Genomic DNA, 17983 nt, shown 5'->3' with positions numbered 1-17983 from the left:
AGGACAAGGAACTCTGCGTGAGCGCAATATGTGGCACAGACAGGCCCACCACCGTCGACCGCCGTGCCCTCATCTCCCTCCTGCGGCGTCTCAAATCGCCGGAGGGGCAGGCTGATCCCTACGCTCTCCTGGGCGAGCTGAGATCCATGGGTGACGTCGTACGCGCTCCCTGGAACGCGTACTTCGTCACCGGCTTCGACACATGCAGCGAGGTGCTGCGCGGCCGCAACTGGCTGGCACCGGATTTCGCCTGGCAGGAACGCCAGGCGGACACCGAGCGCTGGGACGCACTCGCCACGCAGGAGATGACCAAGACACTCTCGCGCCTCAACGCGCCCGAGCACACATGCCAGCGCCGCAGCCTCGGCAACCTCTTCGACCGCTCCACCATCCAGCGGCTGACCCCTCAGGTCGAGGAGCACGTCACCCGGCTTCTCGACGAGCTGGCCGACAAACTGCGCCGGGGCGAGACCGACTTCGTCAGTACGGTCAGCGAGCAGCTCCCGATCAGCACCATCGGCTCCTGGCTGGGGATCCCGCCCGAGGACTACTCCCACATCCTGGAGATCACCCACAACCAGGTGCACGCCCAGGAGCTGCTGCCCACCAAGAGCGAGCTCACCGTGTCCGCCGAGGCGACCGTTCATCTGCGCGCGTACTTCACCGACCTGGTGAAAGAGCGCCGTGCGAACCCCGGCAACGATGTCCTGACCGGCTGGATACACGCCTGGGACGCCATGGAACCCGACCGCGAGGCGGCGGACGAGATCCTCTACCGTCTCACCATGTTCGTCACCATCGCCTCTCTGGAGACCACCGCGACGCTGCTGTCGACCATGGTGGGGCTGCTGCTGAGGGAGCCCGGCCGGTGGGCGTGGCTCGCGGAGCACCCCGGATACATCGACGCCGCCGTCGACGAGGCCCTCCGGTACGACCCGCCCATCCACATCAACACCCGGGTCGCCGCCGACGACACGGTCCTGGCGGGCGTGCCGATCGCGAAGGACAGCATGGTCCACGTCATGTACGGGGCCGCCAACCACGACCCCCGGCGCAACGAGGACCCGGATTCCTTCGACATCGAGCGCACCGGCACCCACCTCACCTTCGGGGGCGGTGTGCACTACTGCCTGGGCGCGGCCCTCGCCCGCCTTGAGGCACGTACGCTCCTGACCCAGCTCCTGAAGCGTTTCCCCACCCTGCGCGCCGTCACGGGGCCCGGTTACGCGTCCCGTCTGGTCTTCAGGCGTGTGACCTCGATGGGCGTCGCGATATGAAGCTCTCGCTCCCCGACTACCTGTCCCCGTACCGGCGGCCGAGCACGGTACGCACCGTGCGCGAGGGCCCCGTCCTGCGCGTGGAGCTGAACTGCCCCGACACCGGCAACGCGGTCACCGAGGCGATGCTGGACGATCTGCTGACGGTTCTGGCCGTACCGGACCCCGACGTCCGGGTGCTGGTGCTCAGCGGTGCCGGGGACGACTTCTGCCTGGGCGGGGACCGGAACGAGTTCGCCGACTGGCTCGACCAGGACCCCACCGGGCGGGGCATCCGGATCGCGGGCGACAAGGCCCGCCGCGTCTGCGAGGCGATCTCCACCAGCCAGGCGGTCACCATCGCCAGGATCCAGGGCAAGGCGATCGGCGCGGGACTGGCACTGGCCCTCGCCTGCGATCTGCGCGTCGGCGCCGACACCGCCGGATTCCGGCTGCCGGAGCTGGCGCTCGGGCTGCCCACCGCCTGGGGCGGCGTGCTGCCCCGACTGATCCATGAGGTCGGCGCCGCCCGTGCCCGCGAACTCATCCTGACCGGACGCGCCTTCGACGCCGCCGAGGCGTACGAACTGTCGGTCCTCCAGCGCATCGTGCCCGCGGACGCCCTCGACGAGGCGGTCACAGCGTGGACCAAGCCCATCGTGCGCCGCCCCGAGGCCGCCCTGCGCGTCACAAAGGCACTGCTCAACTCGTACGCCGCCCCGACGCGGCTGGCCGATCCGTCCGTCCTGGACGCGGAGCTGATGGCCACCGTCGCGGCCGCGACCCGCCGGACCCGCGACGCCGGGGGAACCGGGGCGATGCGCTAGGCCCGGTGCTCACGAGCCCCGACCACGCCCCTTCCGCCTTGTTCAAGACCGCCGCGAAGATCCCCGGGGGCGTGATGGTTGTGGACGCGGCGGGCCGGCACCGGAGCCGCCGTGGCCTCGACGAGGACGGCGTACGAGTGCGACTCCCGCACCTCCACCGACACCACCGCCCACCAAGGTCACGCGCCGTCATCCATGACCGCGGGAGTGGACCGGGGCGGATGGTTGCACAGCCTGCCAGTGACATCGGACACAGAGCTTTTCGTGGCTCAGGGCACTGGTTAGTAGATGCCGCCTCGACCGCATGGTGCTGTTTGTCCGTCTTGGTTCAGATATGCGCGTGCAGGCTCCGTCGGCATGCGGTCCGCTCGTCCTTCTCGCCCGTTCGACGGGCGACGGGACGGCTTCTGACGCCGCAACAGTGCCTTTCCGAAGCGCGACAGCCGTCGCCAGCACGCTCGTGCGCCCGTTTCAAGCGCCGTCCGTATCTACGGGCGGAGGTAGTACTTCCGCTTGTTGCCCCGCCCCGAATGCCGTTCCAAGAATGACGACCGCAAGGCGCCTGCGAGCCAGGGCGCGGGAGCGCGCGGAGCCGGCCGGAGCTGCTCCGCGACTATCGAGCGAGGTCACACGCATGAGGAAGCACCGCAGGAAGACGTCCTACCGGAAGATCGCCGTCGCTGTCGTCGCCGTGGGAGCCGTGGGTGTGCCCTCTGCCGCCATGGCCTGCTTCGACCCCCACGAGAAGCCGGCTGCGGAGGCGTGGCAGACCCACACCGCACACCGCACCGCACATTGGAGCGCATCGAAGCCCGCCGCATCCACGAGCACACCGAAGCCCGCCGCATCCACGAGCGCACCGGAGCCCGCCGCTCCGGCGTCCGGTGCCGCCGCCCGCATATTGACGCTCGTCAACAGCGAGCGCTCCAAGGCCGGTTGCTCGCCGCTGACCATGAACGCAAAGCTGACGAAGGCCGCCCAGGACCACAGCGCGGACATGGCTTCCCACCGGAACATGTCCCACACCGGCTCCGACGGCTCGGCCCCGGGCGACCGGATCACGCGCGCCGGTTACCAGTGGAGTGCGTACGGCGAGAACGTCGCCTACGGCTACTCCACCCCCGAGAGCGTCATGGCGGGCTGGATGGACAGCCCCGGCCACAAGCGCAACATCCTCGACTGCTCGTTCAAGGAGATCGGCGTAGGCCTCGCACAGCCCGGCAACTACTGGACCCAGGACTTCGGAACGGCCCGATAAGACCTTCGCGAATGGCCCGATAATCAGCCCGCTTCACCGCAACTGCGGTGAAGCGGGCCCGGACGCGTCCGGAATTCTCGACCTCACTCCTGCGAGTCTGCGATGCACCAAGCGGACAAAAGTCTTCACTTATGGGGAAATGTCTGACATCTGTCACTGACAACAGGGAACGTTCCGATGCGGGTTTGCTCGTCGCAGCGTGGACCAGGTGCGGACCGCCGGAGGCGGCAAGAACACCGGAGGCCGGGCTACGTGCGGGCCGTTCACGAGTCGGACGCTTCCCGCAGCACCCTCTTGAAGCCGTTCCCACGCGAACATCGAGTATCGAGTGAGGTCACACACATGAGGAAGCACCACGCGAAGAGGTCCCGCCGACGGATGGCCCTTGCTGTCGTCGCTCTGGGAGCCGTGGGAACCATGGGAACCATGGGCGTCGCGGAAACCGCGGAGGCCGCGGGTGTGCCCTCCGCCGCCGCCTCGGCCGTCTTCGGCTCTCATGCGAAGGAAACCGCCCGCCTGCTGAAGCTCGTCAACAGCGCGCGCAGCGCGGTCGGTTGCTCGCCGCTGACGTTGAACGCGAAACTCACGAAGGCCGCCCGGAAGCACAGCGCGGACATGGCTTCCCACCGGAACATGTCCCACACCGGCTCCGACGGCTCGGCCCCGGGCGACCGGATCATGCACGCCGGATACGACCGGAGCGCGTACGGCGAGAACGTCGCCTACGGCTACACCACCCCCGAGAGCGTCATGGCGGGCTGGATGAACAGCCCCGGCCACAAGCGCAACATCCTCGACTGCTCGTTCAAGGAGATCGGCGTAGGCCTCGCACAGCCCGGCAACTACTGGACCCAGGACTTCGGACAGCCCGACAGGCAAGCGGCCGGCTAGGCGCCCCCGCTCAGCAGACACCCCTCTCGACACCACCCCCCTCTCGGTCTCGGCCGAGCGAGGCACGGGCGGCGGCGGGGGAAGCGATCCTTTCGCCGCCTTCCCGTCCGCCCGGTCGAGTACCGGTCGAAGCCGAGGTCCTTCGCCGCGAAGCAGGTCCCCTCGCCCCCGCACACGGCCCGCTCGCAGCCGCCCTTCTACGGCGGCGGGGTGAGGCATGGGAGCTCAAGCTGTGCGGCAGGGACGGTCTCGAACCGGTGTCCGCCCGCGGCTCGTCGACTGCACCGGTGATGCGGACGTGATCGGTCCGGCCGGACTGCCACGCCGGGGCAACCGGGACCGGCAGCCCGGCACCATCGGCATCCGGCTGTCCGGTTACGACGTCGAAGAGCTCGACCGCAGACACGAGCAAAGGGGGGTGGGGGCCCTGGGGTGGTGCGACACACCCGGAACGTCCTGTTCAAGAGGTACGGCGCACACCTCACGTACTGCATCGACAGTACGTACGACTGCATGCAGGCGGACGACGACGATGACGCCCCTGTTCACGAAGGATTGAGGCAATCCTCCGGCCCCGCCGTGCCCCGGCGCGGCCCAGGCACGGCCGGAGCGCGGCACTCGCGCCGCCGACCTGTTGCCCGACCCAGACTGGAGCGCCCCTTCGTGGCTACCTTCCTTTACCGGCTAGGCCGCTTTTCCTTCCGGAGACGGCGGCTCGTCGCCCTCCTGTGGGTGGCGGTCCTGACCGCCTGCGCGTTCGCCGCGGCCAAGGCGCCGGCTGCCCCGGAGGACGGGTTCTCGATGCCGGGTACCCAGTCGCAGAAGGCGTTCGACCTGCTGGATCAGCGCTTCCCCGGCGGGAACTCCAACGGCGCCGACGCCCGTATCGTCTTCGTCGCGCCCAAGGGCCAGAAGGTCACCGCAGGCGCGAACAAGGCGGCAGTCGAGAGGATCGTCGCAAACGTGGCGGGCGGCTCGCAGGTCAAGGGCGCCCTCAACCCGTTCGACATGGCCGGAGCCGTCAGCAAGGACGGCACGACCGCGTACTCCACCATCTCGTACGAGGCGCAGAGCACCGACCTCACCGACGCCACCACCAAGGCCCTGGAGGACGCCGCGAAGGACGGGCGGAACGCCGGCCTGACCGTGGAGCTCGGCGGCTCGGCCCTCCAGCCGGAGGCCGAGCTCGGCGGCACGACCGAACTCATCGGCGTCGCCGCAGCCGCGGTCGTCCTGCTCATCACCTTCGGGTCGCTCGCCGCGACGGGCCTCCCACTGCTCACCGCGATCGTCGGCATCGGCGTCGGCGTGACCTCGATCGTCGCCATCGGAATGTCCACGACGACCACCACGCTCGCCCTGATGCTGGGGCTCGCGGTCGGCATCGACTACGCCCTGTTCATCGTCTCGCGCTACCGGACGGAACGCGCGGAGGGCCACAGCGCCGAGGAAGCCGTGGCACGGGCCGTGGGAACGGCAGGTTCCGCCGTCGTCTTCGCCGGCCTCACCGTCGTCATCGCCCTGGCAGGCCTGTCCGTGGTCGGCATTCCCGTCCTCACCAGGATGGGCCTCGCCGCGGCGAGCACCGTCGTGATCGCCGTCCTGGTCGCGATGACCCTGCTGCCCGCACTGCTCGGCTTCTTCCGGAAGGCCGTCCTGCCTCGCACCGAGCGCAGCGCCAGGGGCAGGCAGCGCGCCAGGGGCGGCCCGGATTCCAAGAACGCCGAGCCCAATACGGGCACCCGCTGGGCCCGCTTCGTGATCCGTCGGCCCCTCGCGGTCCTCGTGCTCGGCATCCTCGGCCTCGGCCTGATCTCCGTACCGGTGCTCGATCTCCAGCTCGGCATGCCGGGCGACGAGTCGCAGCCCACCTCGACCACCAAGCGCCGCGCCTACGACGCCCTGGCCGACGGCTTCGGCCCCGGCTTCAACGGGCCGCTCACCGTGGTCATCGACGCCAAGGGCTCGGACGACCCGAAGGCGGCAGCGGCGCAGGCCGCCAAGGAACTCTCCGCCACCGACGGCGTCGTGGCCGTGACGCCCCCCACTTTCAACAAGGCCGGTGACACCGCGCTGCTCACCGCCGTGCCCGCCACCGGCCCGAGTTCTAAGGCCACCACGGACCTCGTCCACACCATCCGCGAGGAGGCACACGGCCTCGAATCCCGGACCGGTGCGTCGATGCTCGTCACCGGCACGACCGCGGTGAACATCGACGTGTCGCAGAAGGTCACCGACGCGCTGGTCCCCTACCTCGCGCTCGTCGTCGGCCTGGCCTTTCTGCTCCTGATGGTCGTCTTCCGCTCCCTGCTTGTCCCGCTCAAGGCGGCCCTCGGCTTCCTGCTGTCCGTGGCGGCGGCCTTCGGCACGATCGTCGCGGTCTTCCAGTGGGGCTGGCTCGCCGACACCCTCGGCATCGAGCAGACCGGGCCCGTGATGAGCATGATGCCGATCTTCCTGATCGGCGTGGTCTTCGGCCTGGCCATGGACTACGAGGTCTTCCTCGTGACCCGGATGCGGGAGGCGTACGTCCACGGGGAGCGGCCCGGCGAGGCGATCGTCACCGGGTTCCGGCACAGCGCGCGGGTCGTCGTGGCCGCGGCGGTCATCATGATCGCGGTGTTCGCCGGGTTCATCGGGATGAGCGAGGCGATGATCAAGATGATGGGGGTCGGCCTTGCCTCGGCCGTCTTCTTCGACGCGTTCGTCGTCCGGATGACGATCGTCCCGGCCGTTCTCGCCCTCCTCGGCGACCGGGCGTGGTGGCTGCCCCGGTGGCTGGGGAAGGTCGTGCCGCAGGTGGATGTCGAGGGCGAGAAGCTGAGCCACGGCGGGCCGACGGCCGCGCCGGAGGCGGAACCCGAACCTGTACGCGTATGACCGGTACGCACATGGGGTGAGACAGGAGTGCAGGCAGAAAGGCCGCTCGTGGCACCGCGGGCGGCCTCCCGGGATCGCCGGACAAGTGCGACAGATGTGTCGTGTCGGCGACCATGATCGGACCCGAGGAAGAGAGAGCGCATGTTCACCGACTGGCGGCAGTGGGCCCGGCGCCACCCCCGTACCGTCGATGTGATGGTGGCCGTGCTGCTGTGGGCCTGCGTGGTCTTCTCCAGCACCCTGACCGGCGCCCGGATCGTCCGCTCCCCGATGCTCGCCTTCTCCCTGGCCGCCGCGGTGCCCTCCGCCGTCCTGCTGCTGTGGCAGCGCAGATACCCGCGCACGGTGGTGGTGGTGACGACGGTGTGCGGCGGCGTCCTCGGCGTCATGGGCAACAGAATCGGCTTCGACCCCAGCCCGAGCGTCGCGGGCGCCGCTCTGGTCGCCCTCTACCTCCTGGCCCTGCGTACGGACCTCCGCACGACCACGGTGTACACGGCCGGAGCGACCGTCGCCATTGCGATCGTCTCCATCGTCTGGGGCAAGGGCGCGTTGCTGCGCCCCGACCAGATCGGTGTCCTGTCCTGTGTCCTGCTGGCGGGGGCGGTCGGTGAGTCGGTACGGAGCCGGCGCGGCCATGTCGCCGCCGTGGAGGCGCGGGCCGAACTGGCGGAACGTACCCGCGAGGAGGAGGCGCGCCGACGGGTGAGCGAGGAGCGGACCCGGATAGCCCGCGAGCTCCATGACATCGTCGCTCACCACATCACCCTCGCCCACGCGCAGGCGGCCACCGCCGCCTACCTCATGCGCAGCCGGCCCGAGCAGGCGCAGCAGATGATGGACCAGCTCGCCGGAACCACCTCCTCCGCACTGCGCGAACTCAAGTCGACCGTGGGGCTGCTGCGCAGCGAGGGCGACCCCGAGACACCCCTGGAGCCCTCCCCGGGGCTGGCCCAACTACCGGACCTGATCGCTTCGTTCGAACAGACGGGCCTCGTCGTCTCGGTGTCGGTGGAGGGTACGGAGCGGCCGCTGTCACCGGGCACGGACCTGACCGCGTACCGGATCGTGCAGGAGGCGCTGACCAACGTCACCAAGCACGCGGGCTCCGCGGCGGCTTCGGTCCGGCTCGGCTACTCGCGCCGCCTGCTCACGCTCTCCATCACCGACGAGGGACACGCGCCGCAGGCCGCGGGCGGCGCACCGGGGTACGGGCTCATCGGCATGCGTGAAAGGGCTCTGTCCGTCGGCGGCCGGCTGGCCGCCGGGCACCGGGCGAGCGGCGGCTTCGAAGTGACCACGGAACTTCCCCTGGAAACAGCGGAACCCGAATCATCGCCAGGACCATCGGACAATGACGAGAGGATCGCAGGGTGACCATCCGGGTATTGCTGGCCGATGACCAGGCGCTGCTGGCCGGGACCTTCCGGCTGCTGATCGACTCCAACGACGACATGGAGGTCGTCGGCGTCGCGGCGGACGGCCGGGCGGCAGTGGAGCAGGCCCGCGCCACCACGCCGGACGTGGTCCTGATGGACATCCGGATGCCGGGCCTCGACGGGCTGGCGGCGACCGAGGAGATCTGCCGCGACGAGGCGCTGCGGGAGACCCGCGTCCTCATCCTCACCACGTTCGAGATCGACGAGTACGTGGCCCGGGCCCTGCGTGCGGGCGCCAGCGGCTTCCTAGGCAAGGGCGTCGGCCCCGAGGAACTCCTGGAAGCGATTCGCGCGGTGGCCGCGGGCGACACCCTCCTGTCTCCCACCGCGACCCGGGCCCTCGTCACCCGCTACCTCGCCCGTCCGGAGGGCAGGATCGCCGCGCCGGAGTCCCTGGACGTCCTGACCGCCCGCGAGCGCGAGGTCATGGCGCAGGCCGCCGAGGGCCTGTCGAACGACGAGATCGCCGAGCGGATGCATGTCAGCCCGCTGACCGTGCGTACCCATGTCGGGCGGGCGATGACCAAGCTGGGAGCCAGGCACCGGGCCCAACTGGTCGCCATCGCCTACCAGTCGGGCCTGGTGCGCGTGGACCCGCCGCAGCCGGGGGACGGGCGCTGAGGAGGCGGGGGCCGATCCAGGGCGTCGTCCCGCCCGGATCCCGCCCCCGCCCTCCGGCCGGCCGTCGCCGGGACATCGACCGCGACGGCCGGCCGGAAGCGAGACCGAGCTCCGCGCCTCGGCGAGCGGCCACTGCTCCGGCCGGTTCATGCTCCGGCCACTTCCCGGAGCCGTCCCGTCGTCGCAGACGCGTCTCGTGGCGGTGCCCCTCGCCGATCACGCCGGTGCGGCGCTCGACACCGCGGGTCCGGTCCTGGACCGCTGACGTCACGGTCATGGCCCCGGTCGGCGTGTGCGGCGCACGTGCGTACGAGGTACGCCACCGGGGTCAGGGGCCTCGTTTCCAGCGCGCGGGCGGGTGGTCGGCTGGCTAGCGTGAAACACCGGACAACCCACCGAGCACGAAGGAGTCGACGTCATGGCTGTACAACCGGAGGGCACACCGTGCTGGGCCGACGCGATGTTCCCCGACCTCGACAGAGCGAAGACCTTCTACGGTGATGTGCTGGGCTGGACGTTCGGCGAGACCTCGTCCGAGTTCGGCGACTACACGCAGGCATACGCCGACGGCAAGGCGGTCGCCGCCGTCGTGCCCCCGATGCCCGGCCAGGAGGGGCCGTCGGCCTGGTGTCTGTACCTCGCCTCACCGGACGCCGCCGCCACCGCCTCGAAGATCCGCGAGAACGGCGGCGAGACTCTGATGGACCCGATGGAGGTGGGCGATTTCGGCACGATGCTGCTGGCCCGCGACCCCAGCGGTGTCGCCTTCGGCGTCTGGCAGGCGGGCACCCATGAGGGCTTCGAGGCCCAGGGCGTGCCCGGCGCGTTCTGCTGGGCCGAGGTCTTCACCCGGGAGCCCGAGAGGTCGGACGCCTTCTTCTCCGCCGTCTTCCCGTACAGCATGGTGAAGATGGAGGACGACGCCGTCGACTTCAGGATGTTCAACCTCGGCGACAGGACGGTCATGGGGCGGATGAAGATGGGCGACGAATTCCCGCCCGAGGTGCCGCCGCACATGAATGTGTACTTCACCGTCGCGGACTGCGACGCGGCTGTGGCGAAGGCGACCGAGCACGGCGCGATCCTGCGGTTCGGTCCGATGACCATGCCCTTCGGCCGCTTCGCCGCGCTGACGGACCCCCAGGGCGCGGCGTTCTCCGTGATCGACGTCAGCACGACCGAGGGCGAGGTGCCCAAGACGTCCCCGGTGTCCTGACCGTTCCGGGACCGTGCGTCCCCGCCGCGGCTCACCCCCCGGCGCGCGGCACCACCGGACCGGATGTCGCGAACGCGGCGGATCCGCACACCCTGTTACTGCTCATGTCCGGCAGCTGCCGTTCTCCCTACAGGATTTCTCCGGCAAACACCGAATTTTCCCTTAAATACGGGGAACTCCTGCCTCTTGCTCCAGCAGAGCGGGGAGATCGGCGAAGGAGTCGATCACATGGTCCGGGGTGCCGTCGGCCGCCCGGTGCGCCTCGGGGAGATACTTGCCGGTCCTGACGAGTACACCGGTGAGCCCGGCGCGCTGGGCGGCCAGGACGTCGGACTCGATGTCGTCGCCGACCATCAGGGCGTGGGGCGCGGTGGCGCCGAGGTGTGCCAGGGCCGTGGCAAAGAACGATCCGGCGGGTTTGCCGGTGATCTCCGCCTCGACTCGGGCGGCTCGCTCCAGCCCCAGGAGGAAGGCCCCGGTGTCGAGGTCGAGCCCGGCGGCCGTGCGCCAGTACATGTTCCGGTGCATGGCGACGAGCCGGGCGCCGCGCTGCACATGGCGGAAGGCGCGGTTGAGCGCCGCGTAGGTGAAGGCGTCCCCGGCCCCGCCGAGAACGACGACATCCGGCGCCCCGCCATCAGCCGAACCGGACTCCTCCTCGCCCTCGTCGACGAGTGTCACGCCCGTCAGATCGGCCCGGACGTCGCCGGTGTTGATCAGCAGGCAGCGGGCTCCCGGATGGTGTTCCCGCAGGTGAGCGGCGGTTACGGCGGGGGCGGTGAGAATGTCGTCGGCGGAGACGGGGAAGCCCTCGCCCACCAGTTTCCCGGCGATCGAGGCGCGGGTCCGGGAGGTGGTGTTGGTGACCAGCGCCAGCGGGAGACCCGCCTCGCGCAGCCGTTCCATGGCCGCCACGGTGCCGGGCAGCGCCTTCCAGGACACCGTGAGCACACCGTCGATGTCGATCAGGACCGCTCCGATTCGTCCCATGCAACCGACCCTGCCCGAGTTGCGCGGCCGCCGCACATGGAGTTGTTTCGAAGTAGGGAACCAGGTGGGGGCCGTACCCACGTGGTCCCTCACTCTCCCCTGGTTGGGGGTGGACAACCGTGCTGTTCGCCGATCGTGAGGACGCGGGACAGCAGCTGGCCGAGGCGCTCCGGCATCTGGAGCGGGAGAACCCCGTCGTGCTGGGCCTGCCCCGCGGCGGAGTCCCGGTGGCCTTCCAGGTGGCTCAGATGCTCGGCGCCCAGCTCGATGTGATCGTGGTCCGCAAACTCGGCGTACCGCACCACGAGGAAGTGGCGTTCGGCGCCATCGGCGAGGGCGGGGTGCGGGTCATCAACGAGGACGTCGTCAACCACCTCTGGGCCGGGAAGCAGGATCTCGCGGCGGTCGAGCGGGTCGAGGCGGCGGAGCTCGTACGCCGGGCGCAGACCTACCGCGCGGGCAGACCGCGGACGCCGCTCGAAGGCCGGACCGTCATCGTCGTGGACGACGGCGTGGCGACCGGCGCCACGGCCGAGGCCGCCTGCCAGGTGGTACGGGCGCAGAACCCGGCGCGTCTGCTGGCGGCCGTACCGGTGGCGCCGCCGGACGCGGTCGCCCGGCTGCGGCAATGCGCGGACGAGGTGGTGTGTCTGTCCACGCCGCGCCTGTTCTACGCCGTCGGCGAGTGGTACCGGGACTTCTCGCAGACCTCCGACGAGGAGGTCGTCTCCCTGCTGACACAGGCCCGGTACACCGGACAGGTGCCGCCCGGCAGCGACTGAGCGGCGACGGCCGGTATCGGCCCCGGGCGCCCCCGTCCGTGCAGCAGGCGCGGCGAAGAGCCTCCGCGACTGCGCGGAGCCGCCCCGCATCGGGCTCCGCCCCCGCGCAGTCCGCTCAGTCCGCGCAGTACGTGTCCTGCTCCGGCCGCGCCCCCGTCGTCAGGAACGTGGTGACCGCGCGGTCGCCGCAGGCATTGCCGTTGCCCAGGTAGATGCCGTGCCCGCCGTGGTCGACCGCGACCAGGCGGGCCCGGTCGCCGAGGGCCTCGCGCATCTTCAGTGCGCCGGCGTACGGGGTCGCCGGGTCGCGGAGGCCCTGGATCATCAGGATGTTGGACGGCCCCTCGTCCGTGATCCTGGCCGGCCGCTCCACGGGCGCGTGCTGCCAGAAGGCACACGGTGTGACGTTCACCGGCATCCCGGCGGTCAGCGGGTGCTTCAGGCGGTCCGCGGCGACGGCGCGCCCGTACGACGGGACCGTGCCGGACCAGCTCACATCGTTGCAGATCACACCGATCGTGACCGCCGCGTCCGGGTCCGGCAGCGGCTGGGCCAGCTCTGCGGGCAGGACGGGCTTCACGGAGGCGTCCCGGGCCGCCTGGACGAGCCCGGCCAGTTGGGCGAAGGCGCCGTCGCTGTACAGAGCGTTCTGGAGCGCCTGGCGCAGCCGGTTGCCGGTCAGCGGGACGCCCGCCGTGGTGGTCTTCTTCGGCTCACGGTCCAGTCGCGCCGCCAGTGCCAGGATCAACGGCCGTACGTCCTCGGCCCGTTGCGCCAGCCGCAGCCCCTCCGCGTCCCGGGCCGGGTCCGCGGCCCAGCGTGCGAAGTCGGGGAACCGGTCGTCCGCGCCCACCGCCATGTTCGCCAGCCAGCCCTGCGCGACGCGCGACGGGTCGGGGTCGCCGCTGCTGTCCAGCACCCAACGGTCCGTGTGCTGCGGGTACTTCTGGGCGTACACGGCGCCCACATAGGTGCCGTACGAGCTCCCCCAGGCCGACAGTTTCTTCTCGCCCAGCGCCTGCCGGAAGCGGTCGATGTCCCGTACCTCGTTGGCCGTGGTGAAGCTCCGCAGCCGTGCTCCGCCGTTGCGGGCGCACGCCTCGGCGACGCGCCGCGACCGCTGCACGTTCTCGGTGATCGAGCCGTCGGGCGCGGGCCAGGACCGCAGATTCACCAGCTCCCGGTCCTGCGGGTCGAGCCCGCAGCTCGCCTTCGTGCTTCCGCCGATGCCGCGCGGGTCGAGGCTCACTATGTCGTACTGCCCCGCCGTCTCCCGCTGCAGCCGCTCCCCCTTCTGCGTCACCCGCTGCACCCCTGACGAGCCGGGGCCACCGGCGATCACCAGCAGCGTCCCGCGCCTGGCCGAGGGGCGGTCGCTGCGCACCCGGGTCACCGCGAGGCCGAGCTGCGGGCCGTCCGGTCTCCGGTAGTCGAGCGGTACGGGCAGCTCGGCGCACTCCTGCGCGGCGGGGCCGCCGTCCTTGGCACACGGCTGCCAGTCGAGCGCGGGGACGGAGGCGGTGGGGGGAGCGGCGGTCCCGACGGCACCGTCGGCGTGGGCCGGCGGGGTGACGGCTCCGGTCAGAGCGGTGGCGGCGGCTGTGACGGACAGGGCGATGAACGCGGCAGATCTGCGGTAAGTCGTCATGCTGCAAGCCTTGTTGAGCCGAGGCTCCCGTCCCATCCGGGAGGCATGACGGCACCGGGTGGGGTTATCCCCCGGACTCCCCGACCGAAATCAGTGTGTGTCCCTGCCGAACAGCAGTTTCCAGGGTGCGAGGGCGGACTCGATCTGCACGCTCAGGCCGAGCTTCGATTCGCCCTCGACCCGCTCCTCGAACCGGATCGGTACCTCGACGATCCTCAAATGGCGTTTGACCGTGCGGTAGTTCATCTCCACCTGGAACGAATAGCCGTTGCTGCGGACCGAGGACACATCGATCGCCTTCAGCGTCGATGCCCGCCATGCCTTGAATCCGGCGGTGGCATCCTTCACCCGCAACCGCAGGATCGCGTTCACATAGAAATTCGCCCATGCGGACAGTGCCTTGCGGTACCAGGGCCACTCCGTGGCGAGCGAACCGCCCGCCACATAGCGGGAGCCGATCACCACGGCGGCATCCCCGGCGAGCAGTGTCCCGATCATGACCGGGAGTCTCGACGCGGGGTGGGAGAGGTCGGCGTCCATCTGGACCACCACGTCCGCACCCTCTGCGAGTGCCCGGGTCATGCCCGCCACATAGGCGCGTCCCAGCCCGTTCTTCTCCTTGCGGTGCAGCACGCCGACCGTTTTGGCCGTGTCGGCCGAGAGCTTGTCCGCGACCTCGCCCGTGCCGTCCGGAGAATTGTCGTCCACCACGAGAATATGCAGGTCGGGCAGGCCCAGATCCATCAGGAGATTCACGAGGACCGGCAGGTTCGTCCGCTCGTTGTAGGTGGGCACGACCACCACAATCTTCGGCGAGGTCTTCTCCACGGCCATTTCCTCGTGCCCCCTTGAGGTGCTTTGCGTCCCCCTGCGCCATCCCCGGATGTTCTCCGGTTCGTTCCCCGGTTCGTTCCCCGCGCAGGATCGCGCGAGCCTAGCATCCGGGCACCCTGACCGGCCGGAAAGCGGAATGCTTCATTCTGCTCTGTATCGGCCGAACAAAGCACCTCGAATTCACCACGAGAACTGCGGGTGGCGCCGGATTCCCAAGTCGCTCGTCACACTTTCCCTCCGGCATCCGTCAGTGCAGTGAAGGCGCGGCGGGAACGCGGCCGCGACGGATATCGAAGGAGAGTCATCACATGCAGGCACGTATGCAGAACCCGGCCGAGATCATTCCCGAGGCGTTGCCGCCCCTGCTGGGCCTCGTCAAGGCCATCAACAAGGGCGGTCCGGCGGAGACGACGCTCGAACTCGTCGGTCTGCGGGTGAGCCAGATCAACGGCTGCACCTTCTGCGTCGAAGGACACGTACGCAACGCCAGGAAGGCAGGTGAGAGCGACGAGCGGCTCTTCGCGGTGTCGGCCTGGCGGGAGGCGCCCTACTTCACGGACGCGGAGCGGGCCGCGCTCGCGCTCGCGGAGGCCTCCACCCGGCTCAGCGACCGCTCCGACCCGGTGCCGGACGACATCTGGAACGCGGCCGCCGGTCACTTCACCGAGAAGGAGCTCTCGGCCCTGGTCCTCTCCATCGGTCTGACGAACCTCTTCAACCGCATCAACGTCACCACCAAGCAGCCCCCGGGCAGGACCTGGTAGGCCCGCGTCCGGCCCTCGGGTCCCGGACCGGGGAGCCGAGGGCCCGGGGCCGTCGGCCGGACGGCTTCCGGGCGGGTCTCCCTTTTCGGTACTGAGCGGCGGGTGACGGGCCCGACACGCTCCTTCGGGGCGGCGGCGATAGCCTGGTGCGTGTAGCAGGCAGGAGACACGTGCGCATGGGAGCCCGGAATCCCCAAGGTTCCGTCGTCGCGGTGGTGGCGCTCGGCGGTGCACTCGGAGCGTGCGCCCGCTACGGGGCCGCGCTGCTCTGGCCCACCGCCCCCGGCGGCTTCCCCTGGACGACGCTGATCGTGAATGTCGTCGGCTGCGCGGTGATCGGCGTGTTCATGGTGGTGATCAGCGAGGTGTGGGCGGCGCACCGGCTGGTGCGGCCGTTCTTCGGTACGGGCGTGCTGGGCGGGTTCACCACGTTCTCCACATACGCGGTGGACTTTGAGCGCCTCGTGGACGGCGGCCGGGCCCGTACCGGCCTGGCGTATCTGGGACTGACACCGTGCGCGGCCCTCGCGGCGGTGTGGAGTGCGGTGTGGGCGACCCGCCGCGTGCTGGCGTGGAGGCAGTCATGACGACGCCGAACACGGAACGGTCACTGCGCCTGACGGTCTTCGTCGGCGAGTCCGACGGGTGGCACCACAAGCCGGTGTACACGGAGATCGTGCACCGGGCGCACAAGGCGGGGCTGTCGGGCGCGAGTGTGTTCCGCGGGATCGAGGGGTTCGGCGCCTCGTCGATGATCCACACCCAGCGGCTGCTCTCACTGAGCGAGGACCTGCCGGTGGCGGTCGTGATCGTGGACGTGGAGGAGCGGATCCGTGCGTTCCTGCCGCTCGTCGAAGAGCTGGTGGCGGACGGCGGTCTGGTCGTCCTGGACAGCTGCGAGGTCGTCCACTACGGCGACGACCGGGAGCGGAACCGGTGAACTGGCTGCTGGTGATCGTCGGTGCGGCGGTCGGGGCACCCCTGCGGTATCTGACCGACCGCGCGGTGCAGTCCCGGCACGACACCGTCTTCCCGTGGGGCACCTTCGCGGTGAACGTGACCGGATCGCTGATCCTGGGCCTGCTGACCGGCGCGGTCGCGGCAGGTGCCGCCTCCTCCCACCTGCAACTGCTGATCGGTACGGGCCTGTGCGGGGCGCTCACCACGTACTCGACCTTCAGTTACGAGACGCTGCGGCTGGCCGAGGACGGGGCGAAGTTCTACGCGGCGGTCAATGTGGTGGCCGGCGTGGTGGCGGGGCTGGGCGCGGTGTTCGCCGGCGTTTCGGCTGCCGGGGCGCTGTGGTCGTAGGGGGTGCCGCGAGGCAGCCGTGCCGGCGCAGAGCGTCGTGGAGACGGTCGGCGTCCCCTGCCACCGCAATGCGAGGCGACGGCAGGGGAACGCCGTTGAGGAGGAGCCGTCACCGACGCCGGGCGATTCAACCCGTTCCACGCCGACAGCGGTCCGTCAGCCGCCGACCCTAGGCACCCGGCCCCTCCCGGACCGCACACCACGCCAACGGCCAGCCCGGCGCCACTCCAACAGCAGGCGCCCGGGATGCACGCGTAGGGCCGGGCATCACCCGACCGGAGGCCTTGATCCAAAGGGCGTCCGGGGGGGAGGCGTTCTCCGTACAATCCGAGAACGACGTGACCGGCATGGCCAGAGAACGCGAGGTTCCTCCAGTGGCAGTCAGCAGCACCACTCCGTCGTCGCGCCCCGTCACCGTCGTCACCGGTGGCAGTCGCGGGATCGGTGCCGCAACCTGTGTCCGTCTGGCATCCGACGGGCATGACCTCGCCCTGGGCTTCGTGAGCAACGCCGAGGCCGCCGAGCGGACCGCGGCGGCTGTGCGGGCCGCAGGGGCGCGCTGTGTCACGGTGCGGGTGGACACCGCCGTGGAGGCCGATGTGGAACGGCTCTTCGACACGGCTGCCGCGCAGCTCGGTCCCGTCACCGGACTGGTCAACAACGCGGGAGTGACAGGCCCTCTCGGCCGTCTCGTGGACACCTCCACCGAGACGCTGCGCCGGGTCCTGGACGTGAATCTCCTCGGCTTTCTGCTGTGCTGCCGCCGGGCCGCGCAGGACATGGCGGCCAGTGGGTACGGCGCGATCGTCAATGTCTCCTCGGCCGCTGCCACCCTCGGCAGCCCCGGGGACTTCGTCCACTACGCCGCCACGAAGGCGGCGACGGACGCCCTGACGATCGGGCTGTCCAAGGAACTGGGGCCCGGCGGCATCCGGGTCAACGCGGTCGCCCCCGGCATGATCGACACCGAGATGCACGCCACCGCGGGCGACCCCGGCCGCGCGGCCGCGGCCGCGGCCGGCATCCCGCTCGGCCGCCCGGGAGCGGCCCCGGAGATCGCGTCCGCCATCGCGTGGCTGTTGTCGGGCGAGGCGTCGTATGTGACCGGGGCGGTGCTGCGGGTCGCGGGCGGACGATAGGCCGGGGCACGACGGGTCAGGGCCGTGGACCGGGGCCACAGGCAGCCTCCCGCCGTCCCGCGCGCCCGGCGCTGTGCAATTCATGGAGTCTTCGCCCGGCTGTCGCCCTTACGGACCGGTTCCTCCC

16 protein-coding genes and 1 pseudogene are annotated in these 17983 nt (G+C 70.4%); 14 read left to right on the top strand and 3 right to left on the bottom strand.

Features of this window, described 5'->3' with window-relative positions; translation table 11 throughout:
* The first annotated feature begins 146 nt into the window (after positions 1-146).
* From ACFVYE_RS12915 to ACFVYE_RS12880, 8 genes are all read left to right on the top strand, one after another.
* Positions 147-1277: a cytochrome P450 gene (locus tag ACFVYE_RS12915; RefSeq protein ID WP_389605503.1), complete on the top strand. Its 1131-nt coding sequence runs from the start codon at positions 147-149 to the stop codon at positions 1275-1277.
* Positions 1274-2083 (top strand): enoyl-CoA hydratase/isomerase family protein, encoded by an 810-nt coding sequence (locus ACFVYE_RS12910; protein ID WP_383959338.1) that lies wholly within the window; start codon positions 1274-1276, stop codon positions 2081-2083. The genes ACFVYE_RS12915 and ACFVYE_RS12910 overlap by 4 nt, the downstream gene beginning before the upstream one ends.
* A 634-nt stretch (positions 2084-2717) precedes the next feature.
* On the top strand, positions 2718-3341 hold the full coding sequence (locus tag ACFVYE_RS12905) for a CAP domain-containing protein (RefSeq protein ID WP_389605439.1): 624 nt from the start codon (positions 2718-2720) through the stop codon (positions 3339-3341).
* Positions 3342-3767: 426 nt separating this feature from the next.
* Positions 3768-4232 (top strand): CAP domain-containing protein, encoded by a 465-nt coding sequence (locus tag ACFVYE_RS12900; protein ID WP_383959342.1) that lies wholly within the window; start codon positions 3768-3770, stop codon positions 4230-4232.
* 663 nt (positions 4233-4895) lie between these two features.
* Positions 4896-7112 carry an MMPL family transporter gene (locus tag ACFVYE_RS12895; RefSeq protein ID WP_389605437.1) on the top strand — a complete coding sequence of 739 codons (2217 nt, stop codon included), beginning with the start codon at positions 4896-4898 and terminating at the stop codon, positions 7110-7112.
* Positions 7113-7253: 141 nt separating this feature from the next.
* Complete coding sequence (locus tag ACFVYE_RS12890) at positions 7254-8489, top strand: sensor histidine kinase (RefSeq protein WP_389605434.1); 1236 nt, start codon at positions 7254-7256, stop codon at positions 8487-8489.
* Positions 8486-9172, top strand: coding sequence for a response regulator (locus ACFVYE_RS12885; protein WP_383959348.1), 687 nt, complete (start codon positions 8486-8488; stop codon positions 9170-9172). The genes ACFVYE_RS12890 and ACFVYE_RS12885 overlap by 4 nt, the downstream gene beginning before the upstream one ends.
* A gap of 418 nt (positions 9173-9590) precedes the next feature.
* Positions 9591-10388 (top strand): VOC family protein, encoded by a 798-nt coding sequence (locus tag ACFVYE_RS12880; protein ID WP_389605432.1) that lies wholly within the window; start codon positions 9591-9593, stop codon positions 10386-10388.
* A gap of 162 nt (positions 10389-10550) precedes the next feature.
* Here ACFVYE_RS12880 and ACFVYE_RS12875 read toward each other — a convergent pair whose 3' ends face one another.
* Entirely contained in the window at positions 10551-11378 is an 828-nt protein-coding gene (locus tag ACFVYE_RS12875) for an HAD-IIA family hydrolase (protein ID WP_389605430.1), read from the bottom strand.
* 119 nt (positions 11379-11497) lie between these two features.
* Between ACFVYE_RS12875 and ACFVYE_RS12870 the strand changes: the two are divergent.
* Positions 11498-12124: pseudogene (locus ACFVYE_RS12870) on the top strand (phosphoribosyltransferase); the annotation flags it as partial.
* 151 nt (positions 12125-12275) lie between these two features.
* On the opposite strand, the gene ACFVYE_RS12865 reads toward ACFVYE_RS12870, so the two are convergent.
* Positions 12276-13808, bottom strand: coding sequence for an alpha/beta hydrolase (locus ACFVYE_RS12865; protein ID WP_389605428.1), 1533 nt, complete (start codon positions 13806-13808; stop codon positions 12276-12278).
* A gap of 90 nt (positions 13809-13898) precedes the next feature.
* Positions 13899-14642: a polyprenol monophosphomannose synthase gene (locus tag ACFVYE_RS12860; protein ID WP_389605426.1), complete on the bottom strand. Its 744-nt coding sequence runs from the start codon at positions 14640-14642 to the stop codon at positions 13899-13901.
* A 308-nt stretch (positions 14643-14950) separates the two neighbouring features.
* Between ACFVYE_RS12860 and ACFVYE_RS12855 the strand changes: the two genes are divergently transcribed.
* From ACFVYE_RS12855 to ACFVYE_RS12835, 5 genes are all read left to right on the top strand, one after another.
* Positions 14951-15406, top strand: coding sequence for a carboxymuconolactone decarboxylase family protein (locus tag ACFVYE_RS12855; RefSeq protein WP_389605424.1), 456 nt, complete (start codon positions 14951-14953; stop codon positions 15404-15406).
* Between the two features lie 176 nt (positions 15407-15582).
* Complete coding sequence (locus ACFVYE_RS12850) at positions 15583-15993, top strand: fluoride efflux transporter FluC (protein ID WP_383959360.1); 411 nt, start codon at positions 15583-15585, stop codon at positions 15991-15993.
* The gene (locus ACFVYE_RS12845) at positions 15990-16346 is read left to right on the top strand and encodes a DUF190 domain-containing protein (RefSeq protein ID WP_389605422.1); all 357 of its coding nucleotides are present in this window, start codon (positions 15990-15992) and stop codon (positions 16344-16346) included. Before ACFVYE_RS12850 ends, ACFVYE_RS12845 begins: the two co-directional genes overlap by 4 nt.
* Entirely contained in the window at positions 16343-16717 is a 375-nt protein-coding gene (gene crcB, locus ACFVYE_RS12840; protein ID WP_383959364.1) for a fluoride efflux transporter CrcB, read from the top strand. Before ACFVYE_RS12845 ends, crcB begins: the two co-directional genes overlap by 4 nt.
* 374 nt (positions 16718-17091) lie before the next feature.
* The gene (locus ACFVYE_RS12835; protein WP_389605420.1) at positions 17092-17856 is read left to right on the top strand and encodes an SDR family oxidoreductase; all 765 of its coding nucleotides are present in this window, start codon (positions 17092-17094) and stop codon (positions 17854-17856) included.
* Positions 17857-17983 lie beyond the last annotated feature (127 nt).

Source organism: Streptomyces sp. NPDC058239, from assembly GCF_042882185.1.
Classification (GTDB): Bacteria; Actinomycetota; Actinomycetes; order Streptomycetales; family Streptomycetaceae; genus Streptomyces.
Note: the sequence above shows the minus strand (reverse complement) of the source record. Positions and strands in the feature narration are given on the sequence as shown.